Source organism: Streptomyces sp. NPDC005962 (assembly GCF_040629205.1).
Lineage (GTDB): Bacteria > Actinomycetota > Actinomycetes > Streptomycetales > Streptomycetaceae > Streptomyces.
In genome coordinates, this window is sequence record NZ_JBEXVE010000005.1 from 80,777 (window position 1) to 105,292 (window position 24,516).

A 24,516-nucleotide genomic window follows, 5' to 3' on the forward strand; every position below is an offset into this window, starting at 1 on the left:
GACGCACTGCCTCCAGGACGAGGACGCAGGACAGCGTCACACGGTTCCCTTTGGTCTGCATGGCGAACAGAGTACGCACGGCCAAATCTTGTCCCCCCGGCGCCTTCACTCCATAACAGTCCGGTTGAGTCCCACGAACCGGTGATGTGACGCCGTTCACCGTGGTCCCTCTTGTCCCACCGGGAGCACGGATCTATCGTCTGGATGTATCGGGCCGATACATCGGCACGGCATAGTGGCCCCAGGAGACGGGAGAGGCGGGCGATGAGCAGACGCTCCGGCATCCTCGAGTTCGCCGTCCTCGGCCTGCTCCGCGAGTCCCCGATGCACGGATATGAGCTGCGGAAGCGCCTCAACACCTCGCTCGGGGTGTTTCGTGCGTTCAGCTACGGCAGTCTCTATCCCTGTCTCAAGACGCTGGTCGCCAACGGCTGGTTGATCGAGGAGCCCGGGAACGCCTCCGAGGAGGCCATCGCGGCAACCCTCGCCGGCCGCCGAGCGAAGATCGTCTACAGGCTGACCGCGGAGGGGAAGGAGCGGTTCGAGGAACTGCTCTCCCACACCGGTCCGGACGCGTGGGAGGACGAGCACTTCGGCGTCCGCTTCGCCTTCTTCGGACAGACGTCGCGGGACGTACGGATGCGCGTGCTCGAAGGGCGGCGCAGCCGCCTGGAGGAGCGCCTGGCGAAGATGCGGGCCTCGCTGGCCCGCACCCGCGAGCGGCTGGACGACTACACCCTCGAACTCCAGCGGCACGGCATGGAGTCGGTGGAGCGCGAGGTCCGCTGGCTGAACGAGTTGATCGAGAGCGAGCGGGCCGGGCGCGACCAGCGCGACGAGCCCGCCGGGCAGGACCGGATGCCCGAGCAGGGGCCGGACCGGTCGCCGGAGCAGGACCGGTCAGGAGATGCGGGCGGCCTGCCCCGGCACCGGGGTGGTACCCGGCCGGACCCGTCCGATGACACCGCCAAGTGAGGCCCCGCACCCCGCAGGGCTTCGTCGAGTACACACAGGGAGCAACCGGAATGGGTTCGGTTCGTGTAGCCATCGTCGGTGTGGGCAACTGTGCCGCGTCGCTGGTGCAGGGCGTCGAGTACTACAAGGATGCCGACCCGGACACCCGCGTGCCGGGTCTGATGCATGTGCAGTTCGGCGAGTACCACGTCCGTGACGTGGAGTTCGTCGCCGCCTTCGACGTGGACGCGAAGAAGGTCGGGCTGGACCTCGCGGACGCCATCGGCGCCAGCGAGAACAACACCGTCAAGATCTGCGATGTGCCGTCGGCCGGTGTCACGGTCCAGCGCGGCCACACGCACGACGGTCTCGGGAAGTACTACCGGCAGACCATCGACGAGTCCGACGAGGCCCCGGTCGATGTGGTCCAGATCCTCAAGGACAAGCAGGTCGATGTTCTGGTCTGCTACCTGCCCGTGGGCTCGGACGACGCCGCCAAGTTCTACGCCCAGTGCGCCATCGACGCCAAGGTCGCCTTCGTCAACGCCCTCCCGGTCTTCATCGCCGGAACCAAGGAGTGGGCGGACAAGTTCACCGAGGCGGGCGTGCCGATCGTCGGTGACGACATCAAGTCGCAGGTCGGCGCCACGATCACGCACCGGGTGCTGGCGAAGCTGTTCGAGGACCGGGGCGTCGTCCTGGACCGCACCATGCAGCTGAACGTCGGCGGCAACATGGACTTCAAGAACATGCTCGAGCGCGAGCGCCTGGAGTCCAAGAAGATCTCCAAGACGCAGGCCGTCACCTCGCAGATCCCGGACCGCGATCTGGGCGCCGACAACGTCCACATCGGCCCGTCGGACTACGTGGCCTGGCTGGACGACCGCAAGTGGGCGTACGTCCGCCTGGAGGGCCGGGCGTTCGGCGACGTCCCGCTGAACCTGGAGTACAAGCTCGAGGTGTGGGACTCCCCGAACTCCGCGGGCGTCATCATCGACGCGCTGCGCGCCGCGAAGATCGCCAAGGACCGCGGCATCGGCGGCCCGATCCTCTCCGCCTCCTCGTACTTCATGAAGTCGCCGCCGGTGCAGTACTTCGACAACGAGGCCCGGGACAACGTGGAGAAGTTCATCAAGGGTGAGGTCGAGCGCTGAGCCGTGGCATAGAGCCATAGCGGGGCGCCGTAGCGGTGCAGCGGACAGCGCGCCGTGACGTCGCGCCGTGCGGCGCCGGTCTCCGCCGCTTGATCACGGGCCTCCGGGAATCCCCCCGGAGGCCCGTGCGGTGTGTGAAGGTGGCGTCATGCCCGTTGTGCGTGATCTCCGCGTGCTGCTGCAACTGCGCGACTTCCGCCATCTTCTGGCCGTCCGTCTGCTGTCCCAGTCGGCCGACGGTGTCTACCAGGTCGCACTCGCCACCTATGTGGTCTTCTCCCCGGAGAAGGAGACATCCGCCGCGGCCATCGCCTCCGCCATGGCCGTCCTGCTGCTCCCCTACTCCCTCCTCGGCCCCTTCGCCGGTGTGCTGCTGGACCGCTGGCGCCGCCGGCAGGTCCTGCTCCACGGCAACCTGCTGCGCTCCGGCCTGGCCGCCGGGACCGCGGTCCTGGTTCTCGCCCAGGTACCGGAGTGGCTCTTCTACGTCTCCGCCCTGTCGGTGACGGCGGTCAACCGCTTCGTCCTGGCCGGCCTGTCCGCCTCGCTGCCGCGGGTGGTGGACAGCCAGGAACGTCTGGTCATGGCCAACTCCGTCTCCCCGACCGCGGGCACCCTCGCCGCCACCGCGGGTGGCGGTCTGGCGTTCGTGGTCCGGCTCTCCGGCCCGGGCGAATCCTCTTCGGACGCCCTGGTCGTCCTGCTGGGCGCCGCGCTCTACCTCCTCGCCGGACTCTCGGCGCTCCGTATGCCCTCCGGCCTTCTGGGGCCCGATCCGGCGGCCCTGCAACCGCACCTCGGGACGGCCCTGGTCAGCACCACCCGCGGGCTGGTGGCCGGGTTGCGCCATCTCCTGCAACGCCGGGACCCCACCATGGCCCTGACCGCGATGACGCTCATGCGCTTCTGTTACGGCGCCCTCACCGTCACGGTGCTGATGCTCTGCCGGTACGCATGGGCCGACACCGAGTCGGGCGGGCTGGCGCTCCTGGGTATCGCGGTCGGCGTCTCGGGCGCGGGTTTCTTCGCCGCGGCGGTGATCACCCCATGGGCGGTGGGCCGGCTTTCCTCGCTCGACGCCTCCCGGCCGGACGGCCAGCTGCACTGGGTGATGGTGTGCGCGGCGATCGCCGCCGTCCTGGAGCCGGGCCTGGGGCTCCCCTTCGAACCCGCCCCGATACTGATCGCCGCCTTCGTGCTCGGCCTCATCACCCAGGGCGCGAAGATCGCCACCGACACCGTCGTCCAGTCCGCGATCGACGACGACTTCCGCGGGCGGATCTTCTCCCTCTATGACGTGCTCTTCAACGTCGCCTTCGTGGGAGCCGCGGGGGTGGCTGCCCTGATGCTGCCGCCGGACGGGGCGTCGGCCGCGCTGGTGGCCGGAGTGGCACTGCTCTACGCGGCGACCGCCGTCCTGCTCATGTTTCACGTGAAACGCCGCCCCGGGAAACCCACCGGGGTCGATGTTTCACGTGAAACGTGACGCGTCGCGGGTGCGGCGTCAGCCCTGCGACTGAGCCGCCCACCACTCCTTGAGCGCCGCGACAGCGTCGTCCCGGCCCATGGGGCCGTGCTCCAGCCTCAGCTCCAGCAGATGCTTGTACGCCTTGCCGACCTCAGGCCCCGGAGCGATGCCGAGCACCTTCATGATCTCGTTGCCGTCGAGGTCCGGGCGGATCGCGTCCAGCTCTTCCTGCTCCTGCAGCCTCGCGATCCGCTCCTCCAGCCCGTCGTACGCCCGCGAAAGCGCCATGGCCTTGCGCTTGTTGCGCGTCGTGCAGTCCGAGCGGGTCAGCTTGTGCAGCCGGTCCAGCAGCGGCCCCGCGTCGCGCACGTAGCGCCGCACGGCCGAATCGGTCCATTCGCCCGTGCCGTAACCGTGGAAGCGCAGATGCAGCTCGACCAGCCGGGAGACATCCTTGACCAGCTCATTGGAGTACTTGAGCTTCGTCATCCGCGACTTGGTCATCTTGGCGCCCACCACCTCGTGGTGATGGAAGGAGACGCGGCCGTCATTCTCGAAACGACGGGTCTTCGGCTTCCCGATGTCATGCAGCAGCGCGGCCAGCCGCAGCACCAGATCGGGCCCGTTCTCCTCCAGATCGATGGCCTGGTCCAGCACGGTCAGCGAGTGCTCGTACACATCCTTGTGCCGGTGATGCTCGTCACGCTCCAGCCGCAGCGCGGGGATCTCCGGCAGGACGCGGTCGGCGAGCCCGCTCTCGCACAGCAGCCGCAGCCCCTTCCGGGGGTGGGCACCCAGGAGCAGCTTGTTCAGCTCGTCCCGCACCCGCTCCGCCGAGACGATGTCGATCCGTCCGGCCATCGACGTCATCGCGGCGACCACCTCGGGCGCCACCTCGAAGTCGAGCTGGGAGGCGAACCGCGCCGCGCGCATCATCCGCAGCGGATCGTCGGAGAAGGACTCCTGCGGGGTTCCGGGGGTGCGCAGCACCCGCGCGGCGAGATCTTCGAGCCCGTCGTGCGGGTCGATGAACTCCTTCTGCGGAAGCGCCACCGCCATCGCGTTGACCGTGAAGTCGCGGCGGACGAGATCTTCCTCGATGGATGTGCCGTAGGACACCTCGGGCTTCCGGGACGTCCGGTCATAGGCTTCCGACCGATACGTCGTGATTTCGATCTGGAAGTTCTGATGTGTCCCGTTGTCGCCCGGTCCTTCCTTCTGGCAGCCGACCGTGCCGAAGGCGATGCCCACCTCCCACACGGCGTCCGCCCAGGGCCGGACGATCTTCAGCACATCGTCGGGGCGGGCGTCCGTCGTGAAATCCAGATCGTTACCGAGGCGGCCGAGCAGCGCGTCCCGTACCGAGCCGCCGACCAGGGCCAGGCTGAACCCGGCCTGCTGAAAACGTCGGGCAAGATCGTCGGCGACGGGTGAGACCCGCAGGAGTTCGGCCACGGCGCGGCGTTGCACCTGGTTGAGCTCATTGGTGGACTGCGGGGATCGGCTGTCATTGTTGGCGTTCGGCACAACAGAACAGGGTACGTGGCCGCGCGCCCCGGGGCCTCCACGTTGATCGTCGGTTCCATCACGGTGACGATCTTGTGGAGCCGTCCACAGCACTTCGCCACAGCGGGCATCGTTACCATTTCGTGGACGCACAGAGCGACGACCACTGACGATCACTGACGATCACTGACGACAAGGGACGGGCGAGCGCGTGGCCGATGCGGCAGACCTCCGGGAGACGACGTCCTCTCGCGCCCGTCGATGGCTACGGCGGACCGGGACGCTGCTCGCAGCGGCGCCCGTGCTCGCGGGCGTACTGCAGGCCCCGGCGGCCCCCGCCGCCCATGCGGCGGGCAAACCCACCGGCTCGCGCTCCGTGGGCGTCGACATCACCTCGCTGACGCCCACCGCACCGACCAAGAGCGACACGCTCACCGTCAGCGGCACCGTCACCAACGACAGCGCTTCGACGGTCTCCGGCTCCCATGTCGGTCTCCGCGTCGGCCCCACCCTTGAGGGCCGCAATGCGATCGACAGCGCCGCCCGGCGGACCGGCTATCAGCAGGGCGCCGACGGCAGCGAGATCGGCGGCAAATACACCAAGAAGATCGGCAAGCTGGGCGCGGGCGTCAGCCGGGACTTCACGCTCTCCATACCGGTGAACGAGCTGCACCTCGGAGAGAACGGCGTCTATCAGCTCGGCGTCTCCCTCACCGGACAGACCCAGAGCCGCCCCTGGGAGCAGGTGCTGGGCATCAAGCGCACCTTCCTGCCCTGGCAGTCGGGTGCGCCGTCCAAGAAGACTCAGCTCACCTATCTGTGGCCGCTGATCTCCACGCCCCATGTGACCTCGCGCACCGACGCGGACGAGGACCGGACACCGATCTTCCGGGACGACCGTCTCAAGGCGGAGCTGGCCCCCGGCGGCCGGCTCCAGCAGATGGTCAGCCTGGGGAAGAACCTCCCCATCACCTGGGTGATCGACCCCGACCTGCTCGCCACGGTCGACGCGATGACGCGGGAGTACGACGTCCAGAAGCGGCACGGGGACGGCACCACGGCGGGCCGCGGCCAGGCGGTCGCCAAACGGTGGCTCAACGACCTGCAGAAGGCCGTGGAGGGCCATCAGGTGGTCGCCCTGCCGTTCTCCGACCCCGACATCGCGTCGCTCGCCCACCACGGCACGAGCGTCCCCGGCGCCCTCAGCCATCTCCGGGACGCCACCGAGCTGGCCTCGACGACCGTGCAGACGGTCCTCGGGGTGAAGCCGCGCACCGACTTCGCCTGGCCTGCCAACGGCGCGGTGGACTCCTCCATCGTCGACGTCGCCACCTCCGCGGGCGCCCACAACGTCATCGCGCGGAGCGACAGCCTCCGGGAGACCGGCAACCTCTCGTACACCCCCTCCGCGGCCCGGCAGATCGGCGGCGGCAATACGGCGGTGGTCTCCGATGCCCGGCTGTCCACCGCCTTCACCGGCGACATGTCCAAGGCGGACAACTCCACGCTCGCCATTCAGCGGTTCCTCGCCCAGAGCCAGATGATCAATCTGCAGTCGCCGGACAGGCAGCGCAGCATCGTCGTGGCTCCGCAGCGCACCCCCACCACCAGCCAGGCGCAGGCGATGGCGGCGGCCCTGGACGGCCTGTCCGGGCAGTGGACCCAGCCGATGAACCTGGGGCAGGCCGCGAAGGCCAAGCCCGACCCGAACGCCACCCAGCACGTGCCCAGCACCCGCGCCTACCCCGCTTCGCTCCGCCGCCAGGAGCTGCCGACCCAGGCGTTCAAGGACGTCGACAAGACCCAGGGCACGCTCAACAGGTTCGAGCCGATCCTCACCGCCAAGTACCGGGTGGTCACCCCCTTCGGCAACGCGATCCGGCGTGAGATGTCCACCTCGTGGCGGGGCAACGCGCTGGGCGCCACCCACTTCCGCGACGGCGTCCAGCACTATCTGGACGGGCTCACCAAGAAGGTGCGCCTGATCCCCAAGACGGACATGACGCTGTCCGGGCGGAGCGCGACCATCCCGGTGACCGTGCAGAACAACCTGGTGCAGGGCGTCCAGCTGCGGCTGGTCCTCAAGTCCCGGCAGGGCAACCGCCTGGCGGTCAGCGAACCCCAGGTGGTCAACGTCGAGGGCGGGCACAGCCAGTCCGTGAAGTTCGGGACGACGGCCAACGCGAACGGTCCGGTGTGGGTGGCGGCCCAGCTGGTCACGCCGGACGGGCAGCCGTACGGCGACGAGATGCCCTTCGAGGTGAATGTCACCGAGATCACATCGACCGTCATCCTCGTGATCGCGGGCGGTGTGCTGCTGCTGGTCCTCGCCGGAATCCGGATCTACCTCCAGCGCAAGCGGACGGTCACCGCGAACAGCGGCGATGAGGACGCCGAGGACGCGAACGAGGACGAGGCGACGGACACGGAGGCCGGTGGAGACGACCCCGCCTCCGCCCCCGTGCCCGAGCAGCCGAGTGACCCGGCGCCGGACACCGGTTCGCAAAGCGCCGGGGCGTCCGGCGCGGGTGAGAAAGTGGACCATTGAGCATTCCCGGGGCCGGCCGGCCGCAGCGGACGATGAGGTGGGGTAGCGATGAACGCGCCGTATGACGGTGAGAGGCGGATGCCACCGCCTTCCCCCCACGCGCCCCAGGAACCCTACGGACAGGACCCGCACCAGAACGATCCGCACCAGAGCGATCCGTACCTGGGCGACCCCCAGCAGGCACCCGCGAGCGATCCGCGCCAGGACTACGGGCAGTACTACGTGCAGGACCCGTACGGGGGCGACCCGTACGCGACCGGCAGCTTCACGCCGTACCCCTATCCGGTGCCGCAGGACGGATACGGACATGACCCGCTGACGGACCCGCTGTACGACCGCTCCGCCCCCCAGCAGGGCGGCTACCAGCAGCAGACGCCCTACCAGCAGCAGCCCGCCCCACCGCAGGGCGGCGACCCGCAGGTGTGGCCGGTGGCGCCCGGCTCCCAGGAGCCGGTGCGGCAGCAGTACGCGGCCGAGCCCGCCGCCCCGGGATACGGAGGCGATCAGGGCGGCTACGGGCCGGGGGAGCAGCCGCAGGCGGACGCCTTCGCGCACCTCTACCGCGACCAGCAGCAGCCCTACGACCCTCGGCAGCCCCAGGGCGCCCAGGGCTACTCGCCCGTGCCCCCGCCGGGCCAGCCGCCGGTGCCCGGGCCCGCGCGGCACGAGACCGCGCCCCCGTCGGCCAGTGCTCCCACGATGGCCGCTCCGGTGGTGAGCCCGCCCGGCCCCGCCGGGCCCCCCGGCCCCCCGGAGACGGACGAGAAGGCCGAGGACGCCCCGAAGCGCTCCGGCGGCCGTGCGGCCAGCCTGCTCCAGTCCAGCGCCCTCATGGCCGCCGGCACCCTGGTTTCCCGGCTGACCGGCTTCGTCCGGCAGATGGTGATCGTCGCGGGTCTCGGCGCCGCTTCCCTCGGCCAGGCGTACGCCGTCGCCTATCAGCTGCCCGCGATGATCTACTTCCTCACCGTCGGTGGCGGTCTGAACTCCGTCTTCGTCCCGCAGCTCGTGCGCGCGATGAAGGAGGACGACGACGGCGGCGTCGCCTACGCCAACCGTCTGCTGACGCTCGCGATGGTCGCCCTCGGTAGCCTGGTCGCCCTGTCCATGTTCGCGGCCCCGGCGTTGATCCGGATGCTCTCGGCGGACATCGCGAATGACCCGCCCTCCAACGAGGTCGCGGTCGCCTTCGCCCGCTACTGCCTGCCCACGATCTTCTTCATGGGCGTGCACGTCGTGGTCGGCCAGATCCTCAACGCCCGCGGCAAGTTCGGCGCGATGATGTGGACCCCGGTCCTCAACAACATCGTCGTCATCGCCACCTTCGGCCTCTTCATCTGGGTCTTCGGCACCTTCAGCACCTCTCGGATGGGCGTCACCACCATCACGGACGAGGGCGTCCGGCTACTCGGCATCGGCACCCTGCTCGGCCTCACCGTCCAGGCCCTGGCGATGTTCCCCTACCTCCGGGCCTCCGGTTTCCGCTTCCGTCCCCGCTTCGACTGGCGGGGCCACGGCCTCGGCAAGGCCGCCAAGCTCGCCAAGTGGACCGTACTGTTCGTGCTCGCCAACCAGGCCGGCAACATCGTGGTGACCCAGCTCGCCACGGCGGCCGGTTCCGACGCCGAGGACATGAACGCCCCCGGGGCCAGCTACGTCGGCTACACCAGCGCCCAGCTCATCTGGAACATGCCGCAGGCCATCATCACCGTCTCGGTGATGGCCGCCCTGCTGCCCCGGCTCTCCCGGTCGGCCCACGACGGCGACCCCGGAGCGGTCCGCGACGACATTTCCCAGGGCCTGCGCACCTCCGCCGTCGCCATCGTCCCGCTAGCCTTCGGCTTCGTGGCGCTCGGCGTCCCCCTGTGCACCCTGCTCTTCGGCACCTCGGGCACCGCGACCGCCCAGAACATGGGCTACATCCTGATGGCCTTCGGCCTCGGACTCATCCCGTTCTCGGTGCAGTACGTCGTCCTGCGCGGCTTCTACGCCTACGAGGACACCCGCACCCCCTTCTACAACACGGTGATCGTCGCCGCCGTCAACGCCGCCGCCTCCGCGCTCTGCTACTTCCTCCTCCCGACCCGATGGATCGTGGCCGGTATGGCCGCCTCCTACGGCCTGGCGTACGCCGCCGGTGTGGGCCTGGCCTGGAAGCGGCTGGGCAAGCGGCTGGGTGGCGACCTCGACGGCCGCCGTGTCGTGCGCACCTACACCCGCCTGGTGGGCGCCAGCATCCCCGCCGCTCTGCTGGGCGGTGCGGCGGCTTATGCCATCATTCAGGCGCTCGGGTCCGGCATGTCCGGTTCCGTAGCCGCATTGGCGGGCGGAGGTCTCGTTCTTATCGCGGTCTTCTACATTGCTGCGAAACGGATGCGCATTGAAGAGCTGACGGCCATGGTCGGTATGGTGCGCGGACGACTCGGACGCTGATCATTGAGCACAACCATCGTCCGTCATCGTGTGTCGTGCATAGCGGCGGACTGTGGGCACAATTGTCTTGGCTCGGAGTAGGCGCAACGGATGGGGAGGCAGGAACGACGGTGGCGGAACGGAGCACGGCTGCCGTCGACGTGGCCGACAGCGACGGCGAAGAGTCGCTGACCGCCGAGGCGGGAAAGGCCACGGCCGACGGGGCGGGGACGCAACAGAAGGCCGGTCAGGAAACAGAGGCCGCGGGCAACCGGGATAAAGGTGCCGCGGCTGACGTAAATCCCCCCGAGCTGCACAGCGGCCACAAGTTGGCCAGACGTTATCGTTTGGAGGAGTGCGTCACCCGACTGGACGGATTCAGCAGTTGGCGTGCGGTGGACGAGAAACTGCGCCGGGCCGTCGGCGTTCACGTCCTGCCCGCCGACCATCCGCGGGCCCGTCCGGTGCTGGCCGCCGCCCGCTCGGCGGCGCTGCTGGGTGACCCCCGCTTCGTCCAGGTACTCGACGCCGTCGAGGAGAACGACCTCGTCTACGTCGTCCACGAATGGCTTCCCGACGCCACCGAGCTCACCACGGTGCTCACCACGGGACCGCTCGAACCACACGACGCCTATCAACTCGTCAGCCAGGTCTCCCAGGCCATGGCCGCCGCCCATCGCGAGGGCCTGGCCCATCTGCGGCTGAACCCCGGCTCCGTGCTACGCACCGAATCGGGCCAGTACCGCATCCGAGGCCTGGCCGTCATGGCCGCGCTGCGCGGCATCAGCTCCGAACACCCGCAGCGCACCGACACCGAGTCGATCGGCGCGCTGCTCTACGCCGCGCTCACCCAGCGCTGGCCGTACGACAAGGACGCCCACGGCCTCTCCGGGCTGCCCAAGGGCGTCGGCCTGATCGCCCCCGACCAGGTCCGCGCGGGAGTCCACCGCGGACTGTCCGAGCTGGCAATGCGCGCGCTGGTCAACGACGGCGCCACCGCCTCCCGTCAGGACCAGCCCTGCACCACCCCTGAGGAGCTGTCCAAGGCGGTCGCGGCCATGCCGCGCATCCGGCCGCCCGAGCCCGTCTTCACGCCCTCCCCGGCGTACCAGCGCACCACGTACCAGCAGGGCTACGGCCAGCCGCCCGCCCACGGCGGCCCGTCGCGCGCGGCCGGCCCGGTCGCGGCCCCCATGGCACCGCCGCCGCCCTTGCAAAGCCGTGCTGGAAAGGCCCTCAAGTGGACCGTCTCGGCCCTGCTGATCGCGGCCCTGGGCCTGGGCAGCTGGCAACTCGCGGACACCCTTCTGAAGGAAGAGAACAAGCCGGACACCGGTAAGTCCACCAGTGAGAAGGACGACGACAAGGCCGGTCAGGTTGCCAGCAAGCCGATCGCGATCCAGGACGCCGCCGAGTTCGCCCCGGACGGAAGCCCGCAGCACCCCGGTCAGGCCGACCTCACTCACGACGGGAAAGCGTCGACTGCCTGGTATACCAAGAGCTTCATCGACGGCCCTGAGCTCGCCCCGAGCGTCAAGCGAGGGGTCGGCATCATCTACGACCTCGGCTCGGAGCAGAAGATCAGTGGCGCCTCGCTCTCGCTTCAGTACGGAGGCCCCTTCACGGAGGTCTCGCTGTACAGCACGAGTTCCCTCACGCCATCCGCGTCGGCAGTGGACCCCGTCGGCTCGTTCACGAAGCTTGCTTCGGGCCGGACTTCATCGACAACGTCCGATCTGAAGGTCGAGGGCACCAAGAAGAGCCGCTACGTCCTCGTCTGGGTGACCGCTATGCCGAGCGCACCGACCGACGGCTATAGCCAAGCTGGTCACAAGCAGGCCATCACTGAAGTGAAGTTCACCGGCTGACCCCAGGGCAGCCGGCCGACCGGGGAGGGGGCTCAACGTTGGACGACGCCACCATCGGCGGAGCAAGCGACGGCGAGCTCCTTGCTCAGCACGTGGCCGGCGATCCGCATGCCTTCGGTGAAATCGTGCGACGCCACCGCGACAGACTCTGGGCGGTGGCGCTGCGCACCCTCGGCGACCGGGAAGAGGCCGCCGACGCGGTCCAGGACGCGCTCGTCTCCGCCTACCGCGCCGCGCACACCTTCCGCGGCCAGTCCGCCGTGACGACCTGGCTCCACCGCATCACGGTCAACGCGTGCCTGGACCGGGCCCGCAAGGCCGCTTCCCGGCGCACCTCCCCCGTCGACGACACCGAGCGGCTCGAACAGCTTCTGGAGCCCCATGAGTCGGCCGCCGCGCCCGCCGAGCGCGGCGATCTCCATCGCGAGCTGCTGGGGGCGCTGCGCACCCTCCCGCCCGAGCAGCGCGCGGCCCTGGTGCTGGTCGACATGCAGGGCTATCCCGTGGCGGAGGCCGCGAAGGTCCTGGACGTCCCCACCGGCACCGTGAAGAGCCGCTGCGCGCGAGGTCGCGCCCGGCTGCTCCCACTGCTGTCGCATCTCCACCCCAACGGAAGGGGTAGCGTCCCCTCCGGCGGGGGAAGGAACCGGTCGCAGGGGACATCCGTCCCACCAGCGGCAGGACCGACTGACACAGATGCCGTGAAGGGCGGAGGTGGGCGAGCGTGACATCCTCGACGGACACGGACGAGCACCCGGAAGTCGCGGAGATCTCCGCACTCACCGAGGGACTGCTCCCTCCGTCCCGCACCGTCGATGTGCGCACTCACGTCGCCACCTGCGGGTTGTGCGCCGATGTACAGACGTCTCTGGACGAGATCCGCTCGACACTGGGCACCCTCCCGGGGCCGGTGCGGATGCCCGACGACATCGCGGGCCGGATCGACGCCGCGCTCGCCGCCGAAGCCCTCCTCGACGCGACAGCGCCCGATGATCGCGCTTCGGTTTCACGTGAAACCGAAGCAGCCGCGCCCACCGGACATGTTTCACGTGAAACCGAGCCTGCGGCTGCCCCTTCAGGCGCCTCCGGCCCCGCGGTCGAGGGGAAGCCCTCCCCGGCCGTGGACCGGCCCGCAGGGCGACCGCGGGCCGCCACCGGACCCGGGCGCAAGGCCACGCCCCGCGCGGCCGCAGGAGGCCGTGTGGGCCGCTCCCGGCGCTGGCCCAAGGTGCTGCTCGGCAGCGCGTGCGCCGCCGCCGTCATCGGCGTCGGCACCCTCTTCTTCCCGGGCGGCTCCGACCACGACAAGGGCGGCCCCGGCGCCACGGCCCATGCGGACCCCAGCTCCACGGGGAAGGCCACGCTCTCCACGGGGACCCTCAAGGGCCGGGTGCGGGAGATGCTCGCCGACCGCAAGACCTCGCCGTCGCGCGGAGTCACCACTCAGAACACTCCGGATATGCCGCTGCGCGCGGACGACCCGGTGGTGCCGTCCTGTGTCCAGCGCGGGACCGGCCGGTCCGAGCCGGTTCTGGCCGCGCAGCAGGACACCTACGACGGCAAGACGGCCTACATCGTCGTGCTGCCGCACCGCTCCGACAGTTCCCTCGTCGACGCCTTCGTGATCGAAGCCTCCTGCGTCTCCGCCTCTCACACCGGCCCCGGGGAGCTACTGGTGACCCGTACGTATCCGCGGGACTGAGGCACAGCCCACAACCACGGCCCGCTTGGCAGCACGCGGGAATGCCGGACCCGTAGGATTCCGTTGGGTGGGATGACAGCGCTTCTCCGGAAACCTGGGGAGGGCGCCGTCGTCCAGTCAGCAGTCGGCAGTCGGCAGAGACAAGGAAGACATCCGTGAGCGACGTCCGCAACGTGATCATCATCGGTTCCGGGCCCGCGGGCTATACGGCCGCCCTCTACACCGCCCGTGCTTCCTTGAAGCCGCTGGTCTTCGAAGGATCAGTGACCGCCGGTGGTGCCCTGATGAACACCACCGATGTGGAGAACTTCCCCGGCTTCCGTGAGGGCATCATGGGCCCTGACCTGATGGACAACATGCGGGGTCAGGCCGAGCGCTTCGGTGCCGAGCTGGTCCCGGACGATGTGGCCGCGGTCGACCTCAGCGAGGACATCAAGACCGTCACCGACTCCGCCGGTACGGTGCACCGCGCCAAGACCATCATCGTCAGCACCGGCTCCCAGCACCGCAAGCTGGGGCTGGCCCGCGAGGACGAGCTTTCGGGCCGTGGCGTCTCCTGGTGCGCCACCTGCGACGGTTTCTTCTTCAAGGACCAGGACATCGCCGTCATCGGCGGCGGTGACACCGCGATGGAGGAGGCGACCTTCCTGTCGCGGTTCGCCAAGTCGGTCACCGTGGTCCACCGCCGGGACACCCTGCGGGCCAGCAAGGCGATGCAGGAGCGTGCCTTCGCCGACCCGAAGATCTCGTTCGTCTGGGACAGCGAGATCACAGAGATCCACGGCGACGGCAAGCTCTCCAGCCTGACCCTGCGCGACGTCAAGAAGGACGAGACCTCGGAGCTGCCGGTCACCGGCCTGTTCATCGCGATCGGCCATGACCCGCGGACCGAGCTGTTCAAGGGCCAGCTGCACCTGGACGACGAGGGCTACCTGAAGGTCGAGTCGCCGTCCACCCGCACGAACCTGCCGGGTGTCTTCGCCGCGGGCGACGTCGTGGACCACACCTACCGTCAGGCGATCACCGCCGCCGGCACCGGCTGTGCGGCCGCCCTGGACGCCGAGCGGTTCCTGGCCTCCCTGGGCGACGGCGAAGACGCCACCGTCTGAATCCGCTTCCTTCCCTGCACCAACGATTAAGGAGATTAGCCATGGCCGGTGCCACGGTCACCGTGACAGACGCCGACTTCGAGGAGACCGTCCTCAAGAGCGACAAGCCGGTACTCGTCGACTTCTGGGCCGCGTGGTGCGGTCCGTGCCGCCAGATCGCCCCCTCCCTGGAGGCCATCGCCGCCGAGCACGCCGACAAGATCGTCATTGCGAAGCTCAACATTGACGAGAACCCGGCCACGGCCGCCAAGTACGGCGTGATGTCCATTCCGACGCTCAACGTCTACCAGGGCGGCGAGGTCGCCAAGACCATCGTCGGCGCCAAGCCCAAGGCCGCGATCGAGCGCGACCTGGCCGACTTCATCGGCTGAGCCACCACCCACACCGAAGGGGCTGCCCGAGAGGGCAGCCCCTTCGTGTTTCACGTGGAACCCTCAGAGAGGCCGGAGCGCCGGTTCCTTCTGGACCGCACCGAGCAGCCGGTCCAGGGCCAGCTCGACGTCCTCCTTCCAGGAGATCGTCGTCCTCAGCTCAAGCCTCAGCCGGGGATACCGCGGATGCGGCCGCACGGTCTTGAAGCCCACAGCCAGAAGGTGATCGGCGGGCAGCACACAGGCCGGTTCCTTCCAGGTGGCGTCCCCGAACGCCTCGATCGCCTTGAAGCCCCGGCGGATCAGATCCTTCGCGACGGTCTGCACCATCACCCGGCCCAGCCCCTGCCCCTGGTATCCCGGCATGAGCCAGGCGGTCATCAGCTGCACGGCATCAGCTGCGACCGGGCTCGTCGGAAAGGCCGTGGACCGTGGCACATAGGCGGGCGGCGCGTAGAGCACGAAGCCGACCGGCACCTCATCGACGTAGACCACGCGGCCGCAGGACCCCCACTCCAGCAGAACCGCCGAGATCCAGGCTTCCTTCTCCAGCTCCGGACGTCCGGCCCTTACCGCGGCCTCGCCGCTGACCGGGTCGAGCTCCCAGAAGACACACGCGCGACAGCGCTTGGGGATGTCCGAGAGGTTGTCCAGCGTGAGCGGTACAAGCCGACGCCCCATGAAGCCAGTCCCTCACTTCCGTGGCCAGCCGCGGCACGGGCGGCTGACAGCGCACTGCGCTCCCTGATCAGACTACCGACGAAACCGCCGACAGCACCCAGGCCCAACCCTGTGGCCACCAGTCCGGTACGGCTCACCGATCGCATGGCCCTGCCCTCCGCATGAGGTGCCTCCGCATGGATCGCCCTAGCTGATCGCATCGTATCCGTGCGGAGATTGCACCGATACCGCCCTTGGGCAAAGAGCGGGTCGTGTTCCGATGTCCTCGGAACACGACCCGCCCCCTGGACGCCTCCCCACGACTGGGCCGTAGGGTCAGCGCCTCATTCGTCCTCGTCCGCCGCGTCCTCGCCGGACAGCGGCTGCTCCAGCACCGGCCCCTCGCCCGGGGCCAGGGTGCCGATAATCCGCTCCAGATCGTCTATCGAGGCGAACTCGACGACGATCTTTCCCTTCTTCTGACCGAGGTCGACCTTCACCCGCGTCTCGAACCGGTCCGACAGCCGGGACGCCAGATCCGTGAGCGCGGGGGACACCCGGGCACCGGCCCGCGGCCCCTTCGCCTTCGGAGCACCGCCCGACCGCGACCCCATCAGGGTGACGATCTCCTCGATCGCCCGCACCGACAGCCCCTCGGCAACGATGCGATGCGCCAGCCGGTCCTGTTCGTCCGCGTCGTCCACGGAGAGCAGGGCCCGGGCATGGCCCGCGGAGAGCACCCCCGCGGCGACCCTGCGCTGGACGGAGGGCGAGAGCTTCAACAGCCGCAGTGTATTGGAGACCTGTGGACGCGAACGCCCGATACGGTCCGCCAGCTCGTCATGCGTGCAGTTGAAGTCCTTCAGCAACTGGTCGTACGCCGCCGCCTCTTCGAGCGGATTGAGCTGAGCCCGGTGCAGGTTCTCCAGCAGCGCGTCGAGCAGAAGCTTCTCGTCGTCGGTGGCCCGGACGATCGCGGGAATCTTCTCCAGCCCCGCCTCACGGCAGGCCCGCCAGCGCCGCTCGCCCATGATGAGCTCGTAGCGCTCCGACGCCAGCTGCCGCACCACGACGGGCTGGAGGAGGCCGACCTCCTGGATCGAGGTGACCAGCTCGGTCAGAGCGTCCTCGTCGAACACCTCGCGCGGCTGACGGGGGTTGGGCGTGATGAAGTCGAGCGGCAGCTCGGCGAAGTGCGCCCCGGCCACCTCCTCCACCGGGGGCGCCGGCGCGGCCTCGGGTTCCTTCTCCGGTGGGGCGGGCGGCTCGGTTTCACGTGGAACGCTCTGCGTGGACAGAGCGGCCACCTTGGCCGCCGCCACTCCGCGCTCCTGGGTGAGCACCGGTACCGCGGTCGGTGAGGTCGAAGCCCCTGACGACGTGGCCGTTCCCCCGCCCGTCGCGGGTCCGGCGTTATCGGCCCCCTTCGGCGCGGGAGGGATCAAAGCACCGAGCCCACGGCCCAGTCCTCTGCGTCGCTCACTCACTGAATCCCCTCCTGCATGCTGTGCTGGTCGTGCTGGCTGATCTCGGGCATGGGCAAGGCATGAGCGTGCTGAGGGTCGTACTGCACGTTGACCCCGCGCAGCGCGATCTCCCGGGCCGCCTCGAGATAGGAGAGCGCACCGCTCGATCCCGGGTCATAGGTGAGGACCGTCTGCCCATAACTGGGGGCCTCGGAGATGCGCACCGATCTCGGGATGCTCGTCCGGAGCACCTCGCCGCCGAAGTGGCTGCGGACTTCGTCCGCCACCTGGGAGGCCAGCCGGGTCCGGCCGTCGTACATCGTGAGCAGGATCGTCGAGACATGGAGCTTGGGGTTGAGATGACCCCGCACCAGATCGACGTTGCGCAGGAGCTGGCCGAGTCCCTCCAGGGCGTAGTACTCGCACTGGATCGGGATCAGCACTTCCGCCCCGGCGACCAGCGCATTGACCGTCAGCAGCCCGAGGGAGGGCGGACAGTCGATGAGGATGTAGTCCAGGGGCTGCTCATAGGCCTGGATGGCTCGCTCCAGGCGGCTCTCTCTCGCCACGAGGGAGACCAGCTCGATCTCGGCACCGGCGAGGTCGATCGTGGCCGGGGCACAGAACAGCCCCTCCACGTCCGGCACCGGCTGCACCACATCGGACAGCGGCTTGCTGTCGACCAGGACGTCGTAGATGGAGGGGACTTCGGCATGGTGGTCGATCCCCAGCGCCGTCGAGGCATTGCCCTGCGGGTCGAGGTCGACCACGAGAACTCGTCCGCCGTGCAGGGCGAGAGACGCCGCCAGATTGACCGTGGTCGTCGTCTTCCCGACCCCGCCCTTCTGGTTGGCGACCACCATCACCCGGGTCTGCTCCGGCCTGGGCAGCCCCTCACCAGCCCGGTCAAGCGCTTCCACCGCCAGTTGAGCGGCACGGCCAATTGGGGTGTCGTCCATCGGGGGCGGAGTTTCACGTGAAACATCCTCCCCCGCCGATTCGGTACGGGGGCCGGGGACCGGGTCGGTCATCGGCCCCGCGATGTTGGCGTCGGACCGCAAGGATTCACTCTCCTCGACATCAGGCTCGCGATACGCAGAGCCTGCCATGCTTTGGGGGTTGTGAACCAGCGAGGCCCGGTCTCCTGTGGATGAATCCACGTCTTTACGGGGGCGACGGTCGCGGGGCAGAGCTGCCGCACGACCGCGACTGATGATTCCATGCAGCAGGGAACGACGTTTCACGTGAAACACGATGCACCGGCAGGGCCGTCAATCTGTCGCGACACTCCGGTATGCGTAGTTTAGGCAGCTTGTATGGAGCACCCTGTGAGACCGGTCGGCCTACGTCAGCGGGGTCAGGGGCGACGCCGTGGCGCCTTGCGGGCGGCCTTGGCGCGTTTCGCGGCGAACCGCACACCGCCGGGGCTCTCCCCGACCTCGACCCGCACCACGGTGGCCAGCGGGTCCACGACGCCCTCGCCGACATGCAGCACCGAGGTGTCCACCACACCGAGCTTGCCCAGCGCCGCCCGGGCGTGCTTCAGCTCCTCCTCGGCCGTGTCGCCCTTCAGTAGCAGCATCTCTCCGTACGGCCGCAGCAACGGAACCCCCCAGCCGGCCAGCCGGTCCAGCGGGGCCACCGCCCGAGCCGTGACCACATGCACCGGGGGGAGCTTCCCCAGGACCTCTTCGGCCCGGCCGCGCACGACCGTGACATGGTCCAGTCCCAGCAGCTCGACCACTTCCCGGAGGAAGTTCGTACGGCGCAGCAGCGGCTCCAGCAGCGTGATCCGCAGATCCGGGCGGGTCAGGGCCAGCGGAATGCCGGGGAGGCCGGCACCCGAGCCCACATCGCAGACGGTGACCCCCTCGGGCACCACCTCGGAGAGCACGGCGCAGTTCAGCAGATGCCGCTCCCACAGCCGCGGCACCTCGCGCGGGCCGATCAGCCCGCGAGTCACGCCCACATCGGCCAGCAGCTCGCCGTACCGAACAACCTCCGGGAAGCGCTCACCGAATACATCCCGAGCCTCCTCGGGCGCCGGGGGGAGCTCCGCTGCTTCCGTCACGGGGACCGTCCTTCCGTACCGAGCACTCTGCTGAACGCTGATGCTGATGTAAGGCTGACAACATTCGGCCCCGTCTGCGCACAGACGGGGCCGGGTAGACCATGAGGCCGGGCCTGGTCAGGCCGGGAGGACGACCACACAGCGCTGGGGCTCCTCGCCCTCGGACTCGCTCTGCAGTCCGGCGGCGGCCACCGCGTCGTGCACCACCTTGCGCTCGAAGGGCGTCATCGCCTTGAGCTTCACCGGCTCGCCGGTGCCCTTCGCGTCTTCCGCTGCCTTGGTGCCCAGCTCGGTCAGCTCGGCGCGCTTACGGGCCCGGTATCCGGCGATGTCGAGCATCAGACGGCTCCGGTCGCCGGTCTCCCGGTGCACCGCGAGCCGGGTCAGCTCCTGAAGGGCCTCCAGCACCTCGCCGTCGTGACCGACCAGCTTCTGCAGGTCACGGCCGGTCGATTCGCTGATGATCGACACCGCTGCGCGGTCAGCCTCGACGTCCATGTCGATGTCACCGTCGAGGTCCGCGATGTCCAGCAGACCTTCGAGGTAGTCGGCCGCGATCTCCCCTTCCTGTTCGAGGCGGGAAAGGGTGTCGACACCCTCGGCGGCGGGGGTGGTGCCTTCCGTCACGGATGGACTCCTTCGTTACTTCTTGGACGGGTGCGTGGGACGCTGCTGGCCCTTGCGCTGCCCGGACTTCGTGTTCCGGGAGCCGGAGGCCGAGCCGCCGGCCGGCTTGCCGCCCTGCGAGCCCTTCTTCTCCGCCGCGCTCTGCTGCGTCTGCTCCTGGTCGGACTTGGTCAGGTTCGTCGCCTCGGAGTCCGACTGCGCCGTCGCCTTGCTGTGGCCGTGGCCGCCCGCGGTGGTGCGCTTCGACTTGGTCTGCCGCTTGGGCTGCTGGCGGTTGGCACGGGCCGTCTCGGCGGCCTCCTTGGCGGCGACCTCGGCCGGCTCTTCCTTCAGCTTGCCCTGAGCCCGCAGCCGCTCCTGGCGCGCCTTGAAGGCGACGCTGCCCGGGGTCGGGTTACGGCGGATGACGAACATCTGCTGGCCGAGTGTCCACACGTTGGTGGTCAGCCAGTAGACGAGGACACCGACAGGGAAGTTGATGCCGAAGACAGCGAACATGACCGGGAAGACGTACATCAGCATCTTCTGCTGCTGCATGAACGGCGTCTTCACCGTGAGGTCGACGTTCTTGGTCATCAGCTGGCGCTGGGTGAAGAACTGCGACGCCGACATCAGCACGATCATGGTGATCGTCACGACCCGGACGTCCGTCAGCGAGGCCCCGAGGGACTCGACCTTCGAGGCGGAGTCCAGGAACTTCACGGACAGGGGAGCGCCGAAGATGTGCGCGTTACGGGCGCTGTCCAGCAGCGACTGGTCGATGACGCCGACCGTCTTGTTGTTCGCGATGTGGTTGAGGACCTGGTACAGCGAGATGAAGAACGGCGACTGCGCAAGGATGGGCAAGCAGCTGGAGAGCGGGTTGGTGCCCGTCTCCTTGTACAGCTTCATCATCTCTTCGGACTGGCGCTGCTTGTCGCTCTTGTAGCGCTCCTGGATCGCCTTCATCTTCGGCTGGAGCGCCTGCATGTTCCGCGTCGACTTGATCTGCTTCACGAAGAGCGGGATCAGGCAGATGCGGATCAGCACCACCAGCGAAACGATGGACAGACCCCACGCCCAGCCACTGTTCCGGTCAAAAATGAGGCTGTAGAACGAGTGGAACTGGACGATGATCCAGGAAACTACGTCATAAAGAGGACCGAGGATCGTGTCCACGAATCAGGCTCCTTGGGCGTTGGGCTGGGTCTCGGGCTGTGCGGCAGGCTCCACAGCGGAGTGCCCGCCGAAGCGGTTCCGCAGCCGCTGGTGCCACACCGGATACTTCCGGGGCGGCACATGGTCGACGCCACCGGGCGACCACGGGTTGCAGCGCAGGATGCGCCACGCCGTCAGCGCCGTTCCTTTCACCGCGCCGTGCCGGTCAATGGCCGTGTAGCCATAGTGCGAGCACGACGGGTAGTACCTGCAGACCGGACCCAACATCGGGCTGATGGTCCACTGGTACAGCTTGATCAACCACAGCAGCGGGTACTTCATCGCGGCACCCCTCCCAGTAGCCGCTGCACTGCGGTGTCGAGGTCGCGGGCCAGCTGGTCGTGACCCGCCTCACCCGCACCGGGCAGGGCCCGTACGACCACAAGGCTACCTGCGGGAAAATGATCGAGACGGTCCCGCATGAGATGGCGCAGTCTGCGCTTCACAAGGTTGCGGACGACGGCACCGCCGACCGCCTTGCTGACGACGAAACCCGCACGCGCCAGGGGAGCACTCTCCCCAGGTGCGTGCGGGTCCGTGTCTTTGCTGGTGAGGCCGCTGCGGAAGTGCACGACGAGGAGTGGGCGACCAGCCCTGCGTCCTCGGCGTACCGCGGCGGCGAAGTCCTCGCGCCGCCTCAGCCGATGCTCGGTAGGCAGCACGTCATGGACCTTGAGTCAGGCTGCTCAGGCCGACAGGCTGGCGCGACCCTTGCTGCGGCGGGACGCAAGAATCGCGCGGCCGGCACGGGTACGCATACGCAGCCGGAAGCCATGGGTCTTGGCGCGGCGGCGGTTGTTCGGCTGGAAGGTGCGCTTGCTCACTCGGGGGCTCCAGAAATGAATCGGGTAGTGGCGGTACATCGCCTGGCTGTCACCGTGCGCCCACGAGTAGCTCGCAATACGCCCGAGTGCACCGCTTCACGATCACGGATCATGAAGTCCGTGACCCTTGCCCATCGGAGGCAGGCGGCAGCAGCCATCGACAACTCGACCTGGTTACGGTACGCGCGGTTACGCCATCCGGTCAAACCGACAGACGGCCCGGACGACGCCCCGGACAATCCGCTCGCGGGGGCAAGGGAACGACCGGCGACATCACATGGCACATTTGTACACACCCTGTGGACAACGACTTGAACCCGGAACCCCGGCCTGACTACCGTGGCCGGGCTCCGATTCTTCCCACCCGTCCCGAGAACCACCTTTCGTGGGACCTGTCGGCGTCCCACACCCAGCGAGTGAGAGAGCGTGCCCTGTGGCTGACGTACCTGCCGATCTTGCCGCAGTGTGGCCACGCGTGCTGGAGCGGCTTCTGGGAGAAGGCACGGGTCAGGGAGGGCAGGGCGTCGAGGCCAAGGACGAGCACTGGATTCAACGGTGCCAGCCCCTCGCACTCGTCGCCGACACCGCCCTGCTCGCCGTCCCCAATGAATTCGCCAAGGGCGTGCTGGAAGGCAGGCTGGCCCCGATCGTCAGCGAAACGCTGAGCCGGGAGTGCGGCCGCCCGATCCGCATCGCGATCACCGTCGACGAGTCGGCCGGTGAGCCGATCGTCCCGCAGCAGCCTCAGCAGCAGCCGCGCGACAACCGGGACAGCCGGGACGGATTCGAGAGCCGCCGCGATGGTCGCGAGGGCTACGAGAGCCGTGACGGCCGCGACGGCCGCAACGAATACGAGAGCTACGAGAGCCGCGACGGCTACGGCCGCCAGGCGCCCGACGAGCTGCCGACCGTACGCCCCGCGTACCCCGGCTATCAGCAGCCGCGCCCCGAGCCCGCCGCCTGGCAGCGGCCCCATGACGACTACGGCTGGCAGCAGCCCCGGCTCGGCGGTTTCCCCGAGGCCGATCCGTATGCCTCACAGCGCCCCTCGTCCGGCTACGACCAGCAGCCGTACGACCAGCAGCCGCGCGGCGACTACCGGGGCCCCGGCGCGGACCGCCCCGGCCCGGGCGGTCACGGCCCCGGAGGCCAGGGCGGCCACGGCTCCCACGGTGGCGGTCATGGCGCGCCGGAGCGTTCGCCGTACGCGCAGCAGCGCCACGATCTTCCCGACCCGCTGGAGCGCGGCCGCGGCGGACCGCCCGTCCTGCCCTCGCAGACCGGCGCCCCCGGCCCGCTCGCCGCGCAGCCCGCGCCCGCGTCCGGCCCCGGTGAGCCGACCGCCCGGCTGAATCCCAAGTACCTCTTCGACACCTTCGTCATCGGTGCCTCGAACCGCTTCGCGCACGCCGCGGCGGTCGCGGTCGCCGAGGCTCCGGCCAAGGCGTACAACCCGCTCTTCATCTACGGGGAGTCCGGGCTCGGCAAGACCCATCTGCTGCACGCCATCGGGCACTACGCCCGCAGCCTCTATCCCGGTACCCGGGTGCGCTACGTGAGCTCCGAGGAGTTCACCAACGAGTTCATCAACTCCATCCGCGACGGCAAGGCGGACGCGTTCCGCAGGCGCTACCGCGACATGGACATCCTGCTGGTCGACGACATCCAGTTCCTGGCGAGCAAGGAGTCGACGCAGGAGGAGTTCTTCCACACCTTCAATACGCTCCACAACGCCAACAAGCAGATCGTGCTCTCCTCCGACCGGCCGCCCAAGCAGCTGGTCACGCTGGAGGACCGGCTCCGCAACCGCTTCGAGTGGGGCCTGATCACCGATGTGCAGCCGCCGGAGCTGGAGACGCGTATCGCGATCCTCCGTAAGAAGGCGGTGCAGGAGCAGCTGAACGCGCCGCCGGAGGTGCTGGAGTTCATCGCCTCCCGTATCTCCCGCAACATCCGGGAGCTGGAGGGCGCGCTGATCCGGGTCACGGCCTTCGCGAGCCTGAACCGGCAGCCGGTGGACCTCGGCCTCACCGAGATCGTCCTCAAGGATCTGATCCCCGGCGGCGAGGACGCGGCCCCGGAGATCACCGCCACCGCGATCATGGGCGCGACGGCCGACTACTTCGGGCACACGGTGGACGACCTGTGCGGCGCCTCCCGCAGCCGGGTACTGGTCACGGCGCGGCAGATCGCGATGTACCTGTGCCGTGAGCTGACCGACCTCTCCCTGCCCAAGATCGGTGCGCAGTTCGGCGGCCGGGACCATACGACGGTGATGCACGCGGACCGCAAGATCCGGGCGCTGATGGCCGAGCGGCGCTCCATCTACAACCAGGTCACCGAGCTGACCAACCGCATCAAGAACGGCTGAGCGGGCCGCAGAACCCCCTGAAGGGCGCTCCGGGACGGACAACTCCCGGGGCGCCCTTCGTCGTTCGGCCGCCCCGGCTGTTCGATTCCATGCTCTGACAAGGCAGTTCTCCACAGATCCACAGCGAATGCGCCGTCCACACCTTGGGGACTTCTCCGTTGTCCAGAAACCGTCCACAGGCTTGGGGTGCAGGATGGGATCAGTCGAG

Annotated in this window: 21 protein-coding genes; 11 read left to right on the top strand and 10 right to left on the bottom strand. The window is 68.9% G+C overall.

All coding sequences use genetic code 11. The features are described 5' to 3' along the window. Positions 1-264 precede the first annotated feature (264 nt). The 3 genes from ABZ370_RS10655 to ABZ370_RS10665 all read left to right on the top strand — a co-directional run bounded on the left by ABZ370_RS10655 (position 265) and on the right by ABZ370_RS10665 (position 3,594). Positions 265-975, top strand: a complete 711-nt coding sequence (locus ABZ370_RS10655) for a helix-turn-helix transcriptional regulator (protein WP_358618931.1) — start codon at positions 265-267, stop codon at positions 973-975. Positions 976-1,025: 50 nt separating this feature from the next. Then, entirely contained in the window at positions 1,026-2,108 is a 1,083-nt protein-coding gene (locus ABZ370_RS10660; protein WP_358618932.1) for an inositol-3-phosphate synthase, read from the top strand. Between the two features lie 148 nt (positions 2,109-2,256). Next, the gene (locus tag ABZ370_RS10665) at positions 2,257-3,594 is read left to right on the top strand and encodes an MFS transporter (RefSeq protein ID WP_358618934.1); all 1,338 of its coding nucleotides are present in this window, start codon (positions 2,257-2,259) and stop codon (positions 3,592-3,594) included. Positions 3,595-3,612: 18 nt separating this feature from the next. On the opposite strand, the gene ABZ370_RS10670 is transcribed toward ABZ370_RS10665, so the two are convergent. Beyond that, on the bottom strand, positions 3,613-5,103 hold the full coding sequence (locus ABZ370_RS10670; RefSeq protein WP_358618935.1) for a CCA tRNA nucleotidyltransferase: 1,491 nt from the start codon (positions 5,101-5,103) through the stop codon (positions 3,613-3,615). Between the two features lie 190 nt (positions 5,104-5,293). Between ABZ370_RS10670 and ABZ370_RS10675 the strand changes: the two genes are divergently transcribed. The 7 genes from ABZ370_RS10675 (at position 5,294) to trxA (ending at position 15,092) form a co-directional block, all read left to right on the top strand. Next, positions 5,294-7,630, top strand: a complete 2,337-nt coding sequence (locus ABZ370_RS10675) for a DUF6049 family protein (RefSeq protein ID WP_358618937.1) — start codon at positions 5,294-5,296, stop codon at positions 7,628-7,630. A gap of 48 nt (positions 7,631-7,678) precedes the next feature. Further along, positions 7,679-10,063 (top strand): murein biosynthesis integral membrane protein MurJ, encoded by a 2,385-nt coding sequence (murJ, locus tag ABZ370_RS10680; RefSeq protein WP_358618938.1) that lies wholly within the window; start codon positions 7,679-7,681, stop codon positions 10,061-10,063. 110 nt (positions 10,064-10,173) lie between these two features. Then, the gene (locus ABZ370_RS10685; protein ID WP_358618939.1) at positions 10,174-11,910 is read left to right on the top strand and encodes a protein kinase family protein; all 1,737 of its coding nucleotides are present in this window, start codon (positions 10,174-10,176) and stop codon (positions 11,908-11,910) included. Positions 11,911-11,948: 38 nt separating this feature from the next. Next, positions 11,949-12,638, top strand: a complete 690-nt coding sequence (gene sigM / locus ABZ370_RS10690; RefSeq protein ID WP_009716495.1) for an RNA polymerase sigma factor SigM — start codon at positions 11,949-11,951, stop codon at positions 12,636-12,638. Beyond that, positions 12,635-13,612 carry a hypothetical protein gene (locus tag ABZ370_RS10695; RefSeq protein WP_358618941.1) on the top strand — a complete coding sequence of 326 codons (978 nt, stop codon included), beginning with the start codon at positions 12,635-12,637 and terminating at the stop codon, positions 13,610-13,612. The genes sigM and ABZ370_RS10695 overlap by 4 nt, the downstream gene beginning before the upstream one ends. Before the next feature lie 155 nt (positions 13,613-13,767). Then, positions 13,768-14,721 carry a thioredoxin-disulfide reductase gene (gene trxB, locus ABZ370_RS10700; protein WP_358618942.1) on the top strand — a complete coding sequence of 318 codons (954 nt, stop codon included), beginning with the start codon at positions 13,768-13,770 and terminating at the stop codon, positions 14,719-14,721. A gap of 41 nt (positions 14,722-14,762) precedes the next feature. Further along, the gene (gene trxA, locus ABZ370_RS10705; protein ID WP_009716492.1) at positions 14,763-15,092 is read left to right on the top strand and encodes a thioredoxin; all 330 of its coding nucleotides are present in this window, start codon (positions 14,763-14,765) and stop codon (positions 15,090-15,092) included. A gap of 63 nt (positions 15,093-15,155) precedes the next feature. Here trxA and ABZ370_RS10710 read toward each other — a convergent pair whose 3' ends face one another. From ABZ370_RS10710 to rpmH, 9 genes are all read right to left on the bottom strand, one after another. Next, positions 15,156-15,773 carry a GNAT family N-acetyltransferase gene (locus ABZ370_RS10710; RefSeq protein ID WP_358618944.1) on the bottom strand — a complete coding sequence of 206 codons (618 nt, stop codon included), beginning with the start codon at positions 15,771-15,773 and terminating at the stop codon, positions 15,156-15,158. 323 nt (positions 15,774-16,096) lie between these two features. Further along, complete coding sequence (locus ABZ370_RS10715; protein WP_358618946.1) at positions 16,097-17,239, bottom strand: ParB/RepB/Spo0J family partition protein; 1,143 nt, start codon at positions 17,237-17,239, stop codon at positions 16,097-16,099. After that, positions 17,236-18,327, bottom strand: coding sequence for a ParA family protein (locus tag ABZ370_RS10720; protein ID WP_358618948.1), 1,092 nt, complete (start codon positions 18,325-18,327; stop codon positions 17,236-17,238). The genes ABZ370_RS10715 and ABZ370_RS10720 overlap by 4 nt, the downstream gene beginning before the upstream one ends. A gap of 248 nt (positions 18,328-18,575) precedes the next feature. Beyond that, on the bottom strand, positions 18,576-19,289 hold the full coding sequence (gene rsmG / locus ABZ370_RS10725; protein WP_358618950.1) for a 16S rRNA (guanine(527)-N(7))-methyltransferase RsmG: 714 nt from the start codon (positions 19,287-19,289) through the stop codon (positions 18,576-18,578). 117 nt (positions 19,290-19,406) lie between these two features. Continuing rightward, positions 19,407-19,916, bottom strand: a complete 510-nt coding sequence (locus tag ABZ370_RS10730) for a R3H domain-containing nucleic acid-binding protein (protein ID WP_358618951.1) — start codon at positions 19,914-19,916, stop codon at positions 19,407-19,409. Positions 19,917-19,931: 15 nt separating this feature from the next. Next, on the bottom strand, positions 19,932-21,074 hold the full coding sequence (yidC, locus tag ABZ370_RS10735; protein ID WP_358618953.1) for a membrane protein insertase YidC: 1,143 nt from the start codon (positions 21,072-21,074) through the stop codon (positions 19,932-19,934). Between the two features lie 3 nt (positions 21,075-21,077). Then, the gene (gene yidD / locus ABZ370_RS10740; RefSeq protein WP_358618955.1) at positions 21,078-21,395 is read right to left on the bottom strand and encodes a membrane protein insertion efficiency factor YidD; all 318 of its coding nucleotides are present in this window, start codon (positions 21,393-21,395) and stop codon (positions 21,078-21,080) included. Beyond that, positions 21,392-21,775 carry a ribonuclease P protein component gene (gene rnpA, locus ABZ370_RS10745; RefSeq protein ID WP_358618956.1) on the bottom strand — a complete coding sequence of 128 codons (384 nt, stop codon included), beginning with the start codon at positions 21,773-21,775 and terminating at the stop codon, positions 21,392-21,394. The genes yidD and rnpA overlap by 4 nt, the downstream gene beginning before the upstream one ends. A 24-nt stretch (positions 21,776-21,799) precedes the next feature. Continuing rightward, positions 21,800-21,937, bottom strand: a complete 138-nt coding sequence (rpmH, locus tag ABZ370_RS10750) for a 50S ribosomal protein L34 (protein WP_006348049.1) — start codon at positions 21,935-21,937, stop codon at positions 21,800-21,802. Between the two features lie 433 nt (positions 21,938-22,370). On the opposite strand from rpmH, the gene dnaA reads away from it, so the two are divergent. Continuing rightward, positions 22,371-24,308: a chromosomal replication initiator protein DnaA gene (dnaA, locus tag ABZ370_RS10755; RefSeq protein ID WP_358618957.1), complete on the top strand. Its 1,938-nt coding sequence runs from the start codon at positions 22,371-22,373 to the stop codon at positions 24,306-24,308. Positions 24,309-24,516 lie beyond the last annotated feature (208 nt).

Bases quoted from the DNA above. Each gene is read 5' to 3' on its own strand.
- ABZ370_RS10655 (WP_358618931.1), top strand. From the start codon at position 265: ATGAGCAGACGCTCCGGCATCCTCGAGTTCGCCGTCCTCGGCCTGCTC.
- ABZ370_RS10660 (WP_358618932.1), top strand. From the start codon at position 1,026: ATGGGTTCGGTTCGTGTAGCCATCGTCGGTGTGGGCAACTGTGCCGCG.
- ABZ370_RS10665 (WP_358618934.1), top strand. From the start codon at position 2,257: ATGCCCGTTGTGCGTGATCTCCGCGTGCTGCTGCAACTGCGCGACTTC.
- murJ (WP_358618938.1), top strand. From the start codon at position 7,679: ATGAACGCGCCGTATGACGGTGAGAGGCGGATGCCACCGCCTTCCCCC.
- trxA (WP_009716492.1), top strand. From the start codon at position 14,763: ATGGCCGGTGCCACGGTCACCGTGACAGACGCCGACTTCGAGGAGACC.
- ABZ370_RS10710 (WP_358618944.1), bottom strand. From the start codon at position 15,773: ATGGGGCGTCGGCTTGTACCGCTCACGCTGGACAACCTCTCGGACATC.
- ABZ370_RS10720 (WP_358618948.1), bottom strand. From the start codon at position 18,327: ATGGCAGGCTCTGCGTATCGCGAGCCTGATGTCGAGGAGAGTGAATCC.
- yidD (WP_358618955.1), bottom strand. From the start codon at position 21,395: ATGAAGTACCCGCTGCTGTGGTTGATCAAGCTGTACCAGTGGACCATC.